Annotated in this window: 11 protein-coding genes and 4 pseudogenes; 8 read left to right on the forward strand and 7 right to left on the reverse strand. The window is 48.4% G+C overall.

Features of this window, described 5'->3' with window-relative positions; all coding sequences use genetic code 11:
• Positions 1-22: 22 nt before the first annotated feature.
• Positions 23-2,638: a bifunctional aconitate hydratase 2/2-methylisocitrate dehydratase gene (gene acnB / locus ACJJIK_RS01170; protein WP_444931584.1), complete on the reverse strand. Its 2,616-nt coding sequence runs from the start codon at positions 2,636-2,638 to the stop codon at positions 23-25.
• Between the two features lie 304 nt (positions 2,639-2,942).
• On the opposite strand from acnB, the gene ACJJIK_RS01175 reads away from it, so the two are divergent.
• Positions 2,943-3,398 (forward strand): DUF1289 domain-containing protein, encoded by a 456-nt coding sequence (locus ACJJIK_RS01175; protein ID WP_444931583.1) that lies wholly within the window; start codon positions 2,943-2,945, stop codon positions 3,396-3,398.
• Positions 3,399-4,142: 744 nt separating this feature from the next.
• Here the strand turns inward: ACJJIK_RS01175 and ACJJIK_RS01180 are convergent.
• Both ACJJIK_RS01180 and ACJJIK_RS01185 read right to left on the reverse strand, forming a co-directional pair.
• On the reverse strand, positions 4,143-4,598 hold the full coding sequence (locus ACJJIK_RS01180) for a transposase (protein ID WP_444931582.1): 456 nt from the start codon (positions 4,596-4,598) through the stop codon (positions 4,143-4,145).
• Between the two features lie 146 nt (positions 4,599-4,744).
• Positions 4,745-5,011: pseudogene (locus ACJJIK_RS01185) on the reverse strand (IS256 family transposase); the annotation flags it as partial.
• A 218-nt stretch (positions 5,012-5,229) separates the two neighbouring features.
• Here ACJJIK_RS01185 and ACJJIK_RS01190 point away from each other — a divergent pair.
• From ACJJIK_RS01190 to ACJJIK_RS01200, 3 genes are all read left to right on the forward strand, one after another.
• The gene (locus ACJJIK_RS01190) at positions 5,230-5,718 is read left to right on the forward strand and encodes a transposase (protein WP_444943936.1); all 489 of its coding nucleotides are present in this window, start codon (positions 5,230-5,232) and stop codon (positions 5,716-5,718) included.
• 6 nt (positions 5,719-5,724) lie between these two features.
• Positions 5,725-6,153 (forward strand): IS1595 family transposase, encoded by a 429-nt coding sequence (locus ACJJIK_RS01195; RefSeq protein ID WP_444932326.1) that lies wholly within the window; start codon positions 5,725-5,727, stop codon positions 6,151-6,153.
• A 443-nt stretch (positions 6,154-6,596) separates the two neighbouring features.
• The gene (locus tag ACJJIK_RS01200) at positions 6,597-7,181 is read left to right on the forward strand and encodes a sulfotransferase family 2 domain-containing protein (protein ID WP_444931580.1); all 585 of its coding nucleotides are present in this window, start codon (positions 6,597-6,599) and stop codon (positions 7,179-7,181) included.
• Between the two features lie 260 nt (positions 7,182-7,441).
• Here the strand turns inward: ACJJIK_RS01200 and ACJJIK_RS01205 are convergent.
• A pseudogene (locus tag ACJJIK_RS01205) lies at positions 7,442-7,642 on the reverse strand (transposase); the annotation flags it as partial.
• An 85-nt stretch (positions 7,643-7,727) separates the two neighbouring features.
• Between ACJJIK_RS01205 and ACJJIK_RS01210 the strand changes: the two are divergent.
• Entirely contained in the window at positions 7,728-8,765 is a 1,038-nt protein-coding gene (locus tag ACJJIK_RS01210; protein WP_444931579.1) for an IS630 family transposase, read from the forward strand.
• 17 nt (positions 8,766-8,782) lie between these two features.
• On the opposite strand, the pseudogene ACJJIK_RS01215 reads toward ACJJIK_RS01210, so the two are convergent.
• The 3 genes and pseudogenes from ACJJIK_RS01215 to ACJJIK_RS01225 all read right to left on the reverse strand — a co-directional run.
• Positions 8,783-9,207: pseudogene (locus ACJJIK_RS01215) on the reverse strand (IS5 family transposase); the annotation flags it as partial.
• 21 nt (positions 9,208-9,228) lie between these two features.
• Entirely contained in the window at positions 9,229-10,368 is a 1,140-nt protein-coding gene (tnpC, locus tag ACJJIK_RS01220; protein ID WP_444945027.1) for an IS66 family transposase, read from the reverse strand.
• Positions 10,308-10,652 (reverse strand): hypothetical protein, encoded by a 345-nt coding sequence (locus ACJJIK_RS01225; RefSeq protein WP_444931578.1) that lies wholly within the window; start codon positions 10,650-10,652, stop codon positions 10,308-10,310. The genes tnpC and ACJJIK_RS01225 overlap by 61 nt, the downstream gene beginning before the upstream one ends.
• A gap of 185 nt (positions 10,653-10,837) precedes the next feature.
• On the opposite strand from ACJJIK_RS01225, the pseudogene ACJJIK_RS01230 reads away from it, so the two are divergent.
• The 3 genes and pseudogenes from ACJJIK_RS01230 to ACJJIK_RS01240 form a co-directional block, all read left to right on the forward strand.
• A pseudogene (locus ACJJIK_RS01230) lies at positions 10,838-11,032 on the forward strand (IS630 family transposase); the annotation flags it as partial.
• Between the two features lie 78 nt (positions 11,033-11,110).
• Entirely contained in the window at positions 11,111-12,208 is a 1,098-nt protein-coding gene (locus ACJJIK_RS01235; protein ID WP_444943937.1) for an IS630 family transposase, read from the forward strand.
• Between the two features lie 36 nt (positions 12,209-12,244).
• Positions 12,245-13,411 (forward strand): hypothetical protein, encoded by a 1,167-nt coding sequence (locus tag ACJJIK_RS01240; protein WP_444931577.1) that lies wholly within the window; start codon positions 12,245-12,247, stop codon positions 13,409-13,411.
• Positions 13,412-13,495 lie beyond the last annotated feature (84 nt).

Genomic DNA, 13,495 nt, shown 5'->3' on the forward strand with positions numbered 1-13,495 from the left:
TTCGTCTGGATCAGGCTGTCACTTAGACATTCACTTCCTGGATCTCAGTCGCGGCGATACGCTTGCCTTCTTCGGCAGACTTCTGGAAGTCTTCAATCTGATCGAAGTTCAGGTAGCGGTAGATCTCGCTGGACATGGAGTCCAGGTTCTGTGCGTATTCCTGGTACTCAGCCGGAGTCGGCAGTTTACCCAGGATGGCGCCTACAGAAGCCAGCTCAGCAGAGGTCAGGTACACGTTGGCACCATCGCCCAGACGGTTGGGGAAGTTACGGGTAGAGGTAGACAGTACGGTGGCATTCGGTGCCACACGTGCCTGGTTACCCATACACAGGGAACATCCGGGCATCTCGGTGCGGGCACCGGCAGAGCCGTAGATGTTGTAGTAACCCTCTTCCATCAACTGGTGCTCGTCCATCTTGGTGGGCGGGGAGATCCACATGCGTGTGGAGATGCCACCTTTGTGTTCTTGCAGCAGTTTACCGGCAGCGCGGAAGTGGCCGATGTTGGTCATACAGGAGCCGATAAACACTTCGTCTACCTTGTCGCCAGCAACGTCGGACAGCAGGCGAGCGTCGTCCGGATCGTTAGGAGCACATACGATCGGCTCTTTGATCTCGGCCAGGTCGATCTCGATTACTTCCAGGTACTCGGCGTCGGCGTCCGCTTCCATCAGTTTCGGGTTGGCCAGCCACTCTTCCATGGCGCGCGCGCGGCGCTCCAGGGTGCGCTTGGAGCCGTAACCTTCAGCGATCATCCAGCGCAACAGAGTTACGTTGGAGCGCAGGTACTCAGACATGGTGTCTTCGGACAGCTTGATGGTACAGCCAGCAGCGGAGCGCTCGGCGGAGGCGTCGGACAGCTCGAATGCCTGCTCTACAGTCAAATCATCCAGACCTTCGATCTCGAGGATACGGCCGGAGAAGATGTTTTTCTTGCCTTTCTTCTCAACGGTCAGCAGGCCCTGCTTGATGGCGTAGAGAGGAATGGAATGCACCAGGTCGCGCAGGGTGATACCGGGCTGCATTTTGCCCTTGAAGCGCACCAGTACAGACTCAGGCATATCCAGCGGCATAACACCGGTAGCGGCGGCGAAAGCTACCAGACCAGAACCTGCCGGGAAGGAGATACCCATGGGGAAGCGGGTGTGGGAGTCACCACCGGTACCTACGGTGTCCGGCAGCAGCATGCGGTTCAGCCAGCTGTGGATGATGCCGTCAGCCGGGCGCAGGGAAACACCGCCACGGTTCATGATGAAGTCCGGCAGGGTGTGCTGGGTGCTGATATCAACGGGCTTGGGGTAGGCCGCAGTGTGACAGAAAGACTGCATTACCAGGTCGGCGGAGAAGCCGAGGCAGGCCAGGTCTTTCAGTTCGTCGCGGGTCATGGGGCCAGTGGTGTCCTGGGAGCCCACAGTGGTCATTTTCGGCTCGCAGTAGGTGCCCGGACGGATACCTTCAACGCCACAAGCTTTACCAACCATCTTCTGCGCCAGAGTGTAACCCTTGCCGGTGTCGGCAGGTTGCTCAGGCTTGCGGAACAACTCGGAAGGCGCCAGGCCCAGGGCTTCACGGGCTTTGCCGGTCAGGCCGCGGCCGATGATCAGGTTGATACGACCGCCAGCCTGAACTTCGTCCAGCAGTACGTCGGACTTCAGTTGGAATTCAGACAGAACTTTACCGTCTTCAGCCAGGATCTTGCCGTCGTAGGGGCGGATTTCGATAACGTCGCCCATGCCCAGTTCGTCAACGGGGGCTTCGAATACCAGCGCGCCGGCATCTTCCATGGTGTTGTAGAAGATTGGGGCAACTTTACCGCCGATACAAATACCGCCGCCTTTCTTGTTGGGCACGCCCGGCATTTCGTCACCGAAGTACCACAGTACGGAGTTGGTGGCGGACTTACGGGAAGAACCGGTACCCACTACGTCGCCAACGAAAGCAACGGGCAGGCCTTTGGCTTGAACTTCTTCAATCTGCTTCAGCGGACCGGTAACGCCAGCTTCTTCTGGCTCCAGGCCGTCGCGCTTCATTTTATACATGGCCAGCGCGTGCAGGGGGATGTCCGGACGGGACCAGGCATCCGGTGCCGGAGACAGGTCGTCGGTGTTGGTTTCGCCGGTTACCTTAAATACGGCAACTTTGATGCTCTCGGGCACTTTGTTACGCTTGGTGAACCACTCGGCGTCAGCCCAGGATTGGATGACTGCTTTGGCGAATTCGTTGCCGGCTTTGGCTTTCTCTTCCACGTCGTGGAAGGCATCAAACATCAGCAGAGTGCCTTTCAGCTGCTCGGCAGCCAGCTCGGCCAGATCTTTGTCGTCCAGCAGTTCGACCAGGGTGGAGATGTTGTAGCCGCCCAGCATTTGGCCCAGCAGTTCTACAGCGTGTTTGCGATCGATCAGCGGGGATTCTGCTTCACCTTTGATAATGGCGGACAGAAAGCCAGCTTTTACATAAGCGGCTTCGTCAACGCCCGGCGGAACGCGTTGGGTGAGCAGGTCAACCAGTTCCTGTTCTTCGCCTTTTGGCGGATTTTTCAGCAATTCAACCAGGCCGGCGACTTGCTCGGCGTCCAATGGCTTTGGCGGAATGCCTTGTTCGGCGCGTTCGGCGACGTGTTTGCGATAGGCTTCAAGCACTGATAAGTCCCTCTTGGTGTGTGGGGTGGCACCTACAGCGGGTGGAATTCCCGGTCTATTAACGGTCAGCCGGGATTTTTTTTTCGAGGCCGCTGATGGCGGGGGGCGAATACTACAGGAAAGCCCTAGTTCTGTTAAGTTTATCGAAAAATCAATAAGTTAAGTGAATTGTGACTATTTGCTAGGTGAATTTTGGTGGTTTGGCTGTTGGTGCAGCCCCCCTTTTCTTAGCGGCGGAAACAAAATAGGCTACGCGCAATTTGAAGGCCGCTCGGGCGGCATAAATAGGTTAGTCGGATAGTTAATGTATAAGAAGGTTCGCACACCCTGTATCGGTGTTTGCTCCACGGGAATTGGCGATGATGTTTGCCGTGGCTGCAAGCGCTTTGCGCACGAGGTGATCGACTGGAATGCCTACAGTGAAGAGCAGCGCCGCATTATTGCCGCGAGGCGAGAGGGCTATTTGATCAATGCTGTGCGCAGCCAGCTGGAAATTGTCGATGAGTCGCTGCTGCTTTCCCAGTTGCGTCATCAACAGATCCGCTTTGATGACAACCTGAATGCTTATTGCTGGGTGTTTGAGTTACTCCGCGCTGGCGCCAGCCAGATTGGGGATTTGAGTGCTTATGGGTTGCGCCCCACCGCCGAGGCGCAAGGGGTCACTCTGGTAGAGGTCCGCCGGCGTATTGATGAAGACTTTTACGCGCTATCGGTGGCCTATTACCTGCGCTATATCGCCCCGGGCCTGCAAAAAGACTAAAGGAGCCTCTAAAGAACTCCGCAATATCCACATGGATGTCTCTCCACGCACCGCTGCCTCAGTCTCCCCGGGGCAGTCTCTCTCGTTAGAATTCTATTCCGGTCCGGGTGCCGGCAACCGGGATAGGCTTTTGATGTCATTCTCGGCAGCCACTGCCAGTCGATGGACCTCGGTGTTGTCAGCGGTCAGTATATTTTCAATGTAGCCAATGCCGGGCCTGGAATAAGCGTGACCGACGCATAAGATATGTAAATTAAAAACGAGGGGGAGTGTTGAGCTGTTTGAGGGCTTTCTTTTATTCCTCTGAGGGGGGGCTGGTATGGGATTGACGCTGACTGGCGAGCGCCATCGCATAAAGTTTGCACATCCATACCACAGTAAAAACCAGATGTTCCTGTCAGCTGTATATTGACTCGTTAGTTTTCCAGTTATTGATTTTCACAAAGTGTATTGCTTGATGATAAAAAACCTCTGAATGGTGAATGGGGGGTATGGGTGTTTAATCTTAAAAATCAAAATATTTCTATTACGTGAGAGTGGGTGGGGCAAAAAACTGTCCTGAATTAATGTCTCACAGTTCAAATTTAGGTTTTTAGGTGATCAAGCTTAATTCGCTGAGTTAAATTTAGGGATGTTTTGGCGATAGGTATTGCCATATCTATTAATCTTTTAAGGTTTCTCGCTGAAAGGAATTTATTGCGGCTATTGAATTGCACTTTTCCTGTGACAATACTTCGGACACTTTTATGCCGCAATTGCCCCGTAATCGCTGTAGCGACCATAAATGTAGCTGACTTTTTCACAGCTTCGGTCCAGACCTAAGCTGCTAAAAATCCTATTCATCAGATGCTGGTTGAACTTGCGGCGCTTCCAGCTGGCGATTGAGATAACTGTAGGTGCATCTGTCTGCGTCTCTCTGCGATCTTCAAATTTCAGCAAATCCAGCGCTGTCAGCGACGCATTAACATGAAGGTTTATGGCTTCCTTTCGCACGGATTGGCAGTGAGTTAATCCGGTGTATTGCTTCGCATCCCTGAATAATAACTCTATTTGAAATCTTGATTTGTAGTACGAGACCAATTTCATTGCATCTAAATTCGTATCTGTAGAATACAGTAACGCACTTCCTTTTTTATCGTCATCGATAGGCTTGAGTAGCACCACGCGTATGGCGCGTTTTAAAAATTTGGCGTGTACCACCTTCGTGTAGACTTTAACTTTAGCATCAAAAGTTCCAGCAAAATCAAAACGGCATAAATCTTCAAGGTCAACTTTTCCGTCAAACGGTTTAGGGCGTCCCTGACCGTTGTAGAGTTATTGTCAATTCTGGTGTTCAGCAGGTTTGATCAGGCGGCGCTCTGGTCAGCGGTTGGCACCTCTTCTCCATCTTTGAATTTCACTCCGGTGATGGCCTTCGCAAGGTAGTCAAAGCCTCGAAGCTTTCTCCATTTTCCTTCCGCGCACATCCCGAGCTTGAACAGCATATGCAGCATCCCTTCTCTTGATAGACAGCCTTTCGAACGCTTGGTCCGGTGCCGTATCGTCCCGAACGTCGACTCAATCGGGTTCGTTGTTCGGATACTCTGCCGGTGTTTTGCCGGGAAGTCGTAGAACAACACTTCGGACAGTTTTGAGGGGAAAATTGGGGGGCGTGGTGCTGGAATCCATGGGTGGAGACTGAGAGAATAAGGTTTACGAAGTCTGATTAACGCAGTAACCGCCCATGGAAGACACAATTAAAACAGTTGGCTCTTTATGGATTCCGGGGAGCTCTAGATTTGAGACATCATCAATGGAATCAGTAGCCGAATGTCTGTAAAACAGACTCATGATGAAATTTCATGATCTCCTCGATAATGCAAAATGCTACGAACAGATACGGCAGTATCGCTGGCCCGATGGTGTGTGCTGTCCTCATTGTTTGAGCCAGGATGTTACCCGACAAGGAAAGGATGATACACAACCTGAGAAGCAGCGCTATCGCTGTAAAGATTGCCAGCGGCGTTTTGACGATCTGACGTTATCAGTCTTTTCGGGGCACCATCAGCCTCTAAAGGTCTGGGTGCACTGCTTATACCTCATGTCATTGAATCTATCCAATTTGCAGATCAGCAAAGAGCTCGATCTGAACAAAGATGATGTTCATAAAATGACTCAGCAGCTCAGGGAAGCCGTTTGTGACAAAGCCCCTGATGCCTCCCTTGAGGGAGAGGTAGAGTGTGACGAGGTCTATATTGTTGCAGGCCGCAAAGGGCGCCTGAAGCAGTTAAAAAAAGGCCGTAGCGGACGGCGGAACCGACTGAGAGGTGCTCGTGGGTGAGGTACCCTGGAAAAGGAAAAGCCTCCCATTTTTGGCATGGTTCAGAGAGGCGGGCAGGTTGCAATACGTATGCTTGAAAATGTAAAGCAAGCAACGATTCAACCGCTTATCGAAAGCACTATCGTTTCGGGCACTCTGGTCTACACGGATGAATACAATATTTATGACCGCTTAGAGGAGTGGGGTTATACCCACAAGTCTGTTTGCCATAGTGTGGGTGAGTATGCCAGGGATGAAGATGGCGACGGTTTTCATGAGGTTCATGTTAATACTATGGAAGGTTTCTGGTCATTGTTACGATCCTGGTTACGTCCTCATCGCGGTATATCGCAAGAAAAACTTCCACTATATCTTAGCTTCTTTGAGTGTCTGCACAATCTAAGGCGCCGAGGAAAATCGGCCATTTCCGGGCTTTTTAATTTGTTGCTGGGGTAGCTCCCCGGAATCCATAAAGAGCCTAAGTATTTATCACTATTACGAGCCCAAAACCTCCCTAGATATGTGAAAGAATTTTCATTTCGTCATACTGCTGCCAATATTGAAACTGTCGATTTCATCTCTTCGATAAGCGGCAGAATCAATGATTAACGGTTGACATATAAATATTATATAAAGTAGTATAGGCAAAATGAGAGTGATCGAATTCGATCAGTTAACGGAAGCTGCAATGATGTACTGAAATTTATCACTAAATTAAACTTCGAACAATACACAAGTATTGCACATATTTCTTACCTTTAAGCGACATGCAGGTAAATGACGAAAAATCATTTATAGCGGCAATACCAACCTAAGAAAAGCCGCACAGCTTCTATGACAGTTAATTACCTAACTACAAATAAGAAGCTAGCCTGCTTTAATATGTACCTGAGAAATTTATGAAAAAGAAACTAGTATTCATTCACATTGAGAAAACAGCTGGCAACAGTATCCGAAAAGCCTTAAAAGGAATTGAACATATCGATATTGGCCATTCAACACCAGCCAAAAAAAATCTTCTCGGTGCTGATTATTTTAGATTCTGCTTTGTGCGTAATCCTTTATCGCGTTTGCGGAGTGCCTTCTATCATTTGGTGGAAATAGAAGGATCTATCACCGACGACGATTCAACTATTGCAAAAAGAAGAAAGAATCTTCGAGACCAGTACGGCAATGATTATATCGCGTTCATCAAAGATGAAGGCTATAAGAAACATAAAATCAGTCACTTTTTTCCTCAAACAAAAAAAACTCATTATAATGGCGAAAAGGTTGTTGATTTTATAGGGAGAGTCGAAGATATTGGTGAGGACTGGAAAGCCTTAGCAAAGGAAATCGATATAAAATTACCTGATCTTAAAAAATTGAATCGAACAAAGAACCCAGCATATAAAAACATCGTATTGCACATCCCCGAAGATGCGTATGAAAAAGTTGTCAATTATTATAAAGACGACTTTCAAAATTATGGCTATAGCTGGTAATCTACACGATAAGTCGGTAGTGGCTGATTAAGTATATAGCCCTCAATGAGGCTGCTAAGTGTTCGGGGATTGACCTTTGGGACGAGCACTAAGCAGCCACCATTTTGATGACACTTTCACAATTAAGGAACCTCTGATCAATCAGGTATTTTTCTAGAATTAAGCTGAACTGCTTAAAAATGCACCTTATTACGCGAAAATGCTTAATTTTCGTGTAATAGCCCCCTGATTTTTCACCTAAAATCCGCAATAGGCGAATTTCAGGCGTACCACCCCTGGGTAGCCAAGTATTTTCTCCCTATCAGTAAGTTGGTGAAGCCTGCTAGCAAGCACAGCCGCTCGGTATTTTTCAGCAGCCCTCGATAGCGGACCTTGTCATAGCCAAATACCCGCTTGATGTAGCGAAAGGGATGCTCGACCTTGGCTCTTATCTGCGCCTTAATCTTTTCCGCCTTACGGAGTTCACCACGCCCTGGAAGAGTTTTTAGCTTGCTCGGCTTCATTGCTATTAACCCGGCGGGCATCTAGTGATGATATAATGCAGACATGAAAAAAGAAGATGCACGCACGCTCTCCGCTTCTGCTAAAGAAGAAAAACGTAAGCAAGCCATTCGGCTTCGCAAAAATGGCTACTCCTACAAAAGAATTGCCGACCTTGTTGGTGTCCATTTTGAAACCATTGGAAAATGGTATCGAGCATATCTTGCTCATGGCACCCAAGGAATTTCAGCCAAAACGCTGGGGCGAAAGCCTGGAACCGGTCGCCTACTCTCAGAAGAGCAAGAGAAAGCTATCAAGCAATTGATTATCGATAAACGTCCGGATCAAATGAAGCTGACTTATGCACTCTGGACGAGACAAGCTGTTCAGCTGCTGATCAAGCAAGAATTTAATATCAAAATAGCCGTCAGAACTGTTGGTGACCTACTAGCTCGCTGGGGGTTTACACCACAAAAACCTCTCAGGCGCGCTTATGAACAATGCCCAACTCGCGTAGAATCTTGGCTGGAGGTGGAGTATCCAAGAATTCTGAAAAAGGCGAAGAAGGAAAAGGCTGAAATCTACTGGGGTGACGAAACAGGCGTACGCTCTGATTGCCAGTATGGACGAGGGTATGCTCTTAAGGGAAGAACACCTGTCATTCAGCTAAATACTAAACGCGTTTCATGCAATATGATCTCAGCCATTACCAATCAAGGAAAGGTGCGTTTTCAAATTTACGACGGTAGCATGAATGCAGATCGCCTGATTGAATTTATGAGGCGCCTGACAAAAGACGCAAAACGTAAAGTTATTTTGATTCTGGATAATTTGCGCGTGCATCATGCAAAAGTGGTGAAAGCTTGGTTGAAAGATCAAGTGGATCAGATAGAGGTATTCTATTTGCCGCCATATTCACCGGAGCTCAATCCAGATGAATATTTGAATTGTGATTTAAAGGTTGGCGTGCGCAGCACTTCACCAGCACGAAATGCTAAGCAGTTTAAGAAGAAAATTATATCGCATATGTGGATACTGCAAAAAACACCTAAGCGGGTTGCTGCTTACTTCAAGCATAAGAAAATCAATTATGCGGCGCAGTAAGCCAATCTATATTTCCGCCGGGTTAATATGTACCAATCCAGATCTCGCTCTTTTAACGCTTCGCGCTTCTCCACACCAATGTATCCAGAATCACCCCAGACTCTTTTTTCCTCGCCGTGGAGGATTCGCTCTGTAGCTGCCACATCATGCGAATTTGCGGCTGTTGTATCTATGCTATGTATTACTCCGGCCACATCATCAACTCCAATATGCATTTTCATACCAAAATACCATTGCCCCCTTTTTTCGTCTGATGCATCTCTGGATCTCGGGCCTTTTCACGATTTTTGGTGGAGCTGGGCGCATTGATAATCGCTGCATCCACGATACTGCCTTCTTTTAGCTGCATGCCGAGTTCCTTGAGGTGGCTATTTATCTCTTCAAAGAGCTGGCGGCCAAGCTGATGTGCTTCAAGTAGGTGGCGGAAGTTAAGGATGGTGGTAACTACTCACCCCCTACCGATTTAAATACGGCCCGAAAGCGCCATCTGAATTGCAATCAAAGGGTTGTGGCCTTTGTTAGCCATAGTTTGTAAATAGCTCGAAATGCGACAATAGGCCTGTGCATAGTGTGCCGCTCGAAAACAACCAGATACTTTTTGCTTAACCTTTGACATGCGCAGGTCCCTTTCCGCACGATTGTTGGTAAAGGAGACGTGGCTCTCTTTGGCAAACAATAAAACCGCCATTTCGTAATTTTTCAAGCGTTCCCATAGATTATGCGCATCGGTCTTCGCCATTTTGCCGCGCTGGCCTTTGGGTTTAGCTGGAATCTCGGGTAATTCCTGCTCACCTCTAGCAATAATTTCCCGATACTGCTGTTGTAGAACAGCGTATTCCTTTTTAATCAGTTTTTTGCGTTTTCTCACCGAGACTGTTTTGCAGGTGGCTTGCAGTAAGCGTTTCATATCATTCGCCCACTCATACCCATTGGCATCAACGATAAAGGTCAATTCACGCAACAAATGCGAGCCACACAGGCCATGCCCACAGTGGATATAAGACAAATACGAGGCCCAGCAGTCATGAATAATGACGCCCCCATAGCGTGGTATGATATCAATGTGTTCAATTGCTTCCTTACCGCGACTTCGGTGTAAAAACTTGAGGGTAATATCGCCGGAGGCATACACATGAATCCAATGATTCTTTTGCTCGACCCTCAGGGAGGTTTCATCTACGTTGAGCGAGGGATTTTGCAATAATTCCTCAAGAGCTGATTGCTCCCAGTCCGCCAGGGCTTCATGTAGTCGCAGGACAAATTTCAACAGAGTAGCTTCTGAGATCACTTGCCCGATCATGGCTTTAACCGCCTTCTGCACCCGATTTAAGGCGATCATTTGACAGACCAACAGGTTGATCGCGTAGGCTTTCAGGCCATTGCCGTATTGCAATGGTCCCGCCATATCGGCAGGGAACTCGCCTTTCACGGTATGGGTGCAAGTGGGGCAGGCTTTTACTTCGGCATCGACATGCTCGACTACTTTTTCAAACTGAATATCAATACGAGTGCGTCGTTCATGACTTAAGCACGGGGCGCTTGTTAGGTCTTCGCCGCAGTCACTGCAGTAGCGGACTTCGCTGATGGAGATAGTTTCTGTGATGCGATGGTTGTCAGCGGCCTGAACGGCTTCTGTTTTCCCTTGCCTTTATGGGGTAATGCGGATTCATCTTTGTCCGTTTGGGAGGATGGCTTGCTGGAGTTTTTATTCGTCTTGGCCGTTTTTTTCTCCAGAAAAATGGCGAGTATCAACTCTAGCAGAGTAAACACGCTTTGCAGCAGCAGACGACTTTCCTGGCTTAACAACTTCTCGGCACACTGGCGCTGGAACTCGGCTTTTAGGCGATCCATTTCCTCGCGCACAGAAGTTTTGTTAATGTTGGCCATAACCGAAAAGTGAACCCGTTATCTCGAAGGTGTAGGATATCACAAATTTTGGCGTGTCTCAGATCGTTGCGGATAACAATAAAGCGAGTTTGCTTAGAGCATTTGTCTCAGCTTTTCTGTTTCTTTGCTTTAAAAAATCTGATAGTTTTTTTGATGAGGTGGCAGTTAGGGGTGAGTAGTTACTTTTTGGATTACTCACAGAGAAGCAGTTGCGCCGAGGGGTATTCACCTCAGTCAAGGAGTTGGAAACGGCTATCGTGAAATTTATTGAAACACATAATGAAGCCAAGAAATCTTTTGTGTGGACGAAATCTGCTGAGGAAATTTTATTGAAAGTGGAGCGTGCACGCCAAGCACTCTCAAATCAGCAATCTATTTAATACAGCACACTAGTGTAGTGTATTAAATAGATTGCTGATATATAATGTGAGCTTAATTTAGCGATTAAGTGAAGACCAATGCCAGCTCAAGTTGAAATCAATTTATCACCGGAAGAAAAAAAGCAGTTAGAAAAGAATATAAAAAGTCGAAAAATATCGGTGAGATTAGCTGAGCGGTCAAAGATTATTTTGCTCGCTGCCAAGCAGGTTCCCAACTACCAAATTGCGAAAAAGTTAAGCATTGATGTCAATACGGTGGGCCGATGGCGTAATCGTTTTGCAGAAAAGCGTCTGGCAGGTATAGAGAAGGATTTGCCCAGGGGGGCTAATCATGGCGGTAAGAATTCAGAAGAGCAGGCAAAACTCCGCTCGAAAATTATCAAGATGACGACAGGAAGTAAGCCAAAGGATGGGACACACTGGACAACGCGAGGCATGGCGAAAGTCTTAGGAATTAACCACTCTTTTGTCAGCAGGGTATGGCAGGAAGTGGGCCTTAAGCCTCATCTAACCGAAAAGTTCAAGGTGAGTAACGATCCTGCTTTTGAAGAAAAATTATGCGATGTTGTTGGCTTGTATATGTCACCGCCAGAAAATGCTGTTGTCTTTTGTGTGGATGAAAAAAGCTCGATTCAGGCCCTGGATCGGACACAGCCTGGACTACCCATGAAACCGGGGCGGTGTGGCACCATGACCCATGATTATAAACGTCACGGGACAAGCACTCTTTTTGCCGCCCTTAATACGCTGACTGGTGAGGTCATAGGTGAGTGTAGAAAGCGCCATCGTCATCAGGAGTTCTTAGGCTTTTTAAAGACCGTAGAAAAGCAAACACCCAAAGAACAGGATCTTCATCTTATCGTCGATAATTACGCGACTCACAAGCATGAAAATGTAAAGCGCTGGCTCAAGAGAAACAAACGAGTTCATCTTCATTTTATTCCGACCAGTTCATCCTGGCTAAATCTGGTGGAAAGATTTTTTGGATTACTTACAGAGAAGCAGTTGCGCCGAGGGGTATTCACCTCAGTCAAGGAGTTGGAAACGGCTATCGTGAAATTTATTGAAACACATAATGAAGCCAAGAAAGCTTTTGTGTGGACGAAATCTGCTGAGGAAATTTTATTGAAAGTGGAGCGTGCACGCCAAGCACTCTCAAATCAGCAATCTATTTAATACGGTACACTAGATGAAGCTCGACTCTGGAAGCGAATGCCTTTTGTCTCATTGCAATGGGCAATTACCTGGCAAGTCCTGGGGGAACCACAGCACGCGGCTCAAATTTTAGATCAGCTGCTGGAGCATTCCGAAGAAAAAGTTGTGCATGCAGCGGAGCAAATCAAGCAATTGAATGCGCTTGAAGGCGAGTGCCCGGAGCAGGTATATCTCGAATGCGAGGAAGAGTTAGGCCTGTTGGTTACAACCTATGCGCGAGCAATTCGCGAGGTTGAACATTTTGGCGATCAGGAACCCGGCTTTTATGAGCTTGTTGACCGTCAGTTTGTTAGCGTCGACGATAATCGCCGGTATTCCGCTGTGTTCGGTAAGCTCAATGACTTTTTGCTGGATGTACTGCAAAAGCGCAAGGTGCAGGCGGAAGAGGCGAGGCAACTGACTGAGGAGCGGGCACTACAAAAAGCTCAAGAAGCTGAGGCTGCGCAACTGGCGGTAGAAAAAGCAACGGCACAGGCAATGGCGGTACAGGATAGTGCGTCATCCATCATGCAGCTGCAATTGCAGTTAACTACAGGTCTCTTGAGTCGCGATGTAGACCAGGTGGCTCAGGTAATACATCAGGCACTCGGTGCAGATGAGGCCTCCGATGCTGCACTCAAAGCGCAGTTGATCAAGACCGTGGCCACTACTATCGCTCCACACTTTTTCACTGCTGCACTGCCTTGGGATTCACAGCTTTCCATGCTGGCGACCGTTTTGACTTATGCAGATGCCACTACCTTCACAGAATGCTCGGATGATTTTCTGGAGGCGGCGGCGTTTGCTGCGCAAATTACGGCTTCCCCCCTGTTTGATGATTTACTGCAACAGCGCATTGATCGTCAGGGGGCGGTCGATACCGCTCGGTTGCAGCAAAAAACGGTCTTTTTTCAAGGCAATTATGCCGATGCCTCTGCCTTTGACCTCGGTGATGAGTCCCCGGTTGAGATGGCATTTTATACAGCATTGAGTGCTGCCTTATCGGGCAATATGGATAAGGCGGCGGCGACACTTGAGGGGGTTGATGCTTCTGGCTTTACCCCCAGCTTTGCCAATTTTGAGTTGTTGCAGGGGCTGGTAACAGGGTATGCCACTTTGATGGCTCAGTTAGCCGATTTTCAGCCAGCTATAGAGAGGGCGCTGATGGGGGTATCCCACCGCTGAGGTGCAAGCGGGGATCGGCGATCTGGCGCAGGTGGCTCGCACAGGGGGCTGCTGCCCTCGGAGCCGGGTCCCAGCTTGAAGCTG

The organism is Microbulbifer regidiadema (SeqCode), from assembly GCF_052466995.1.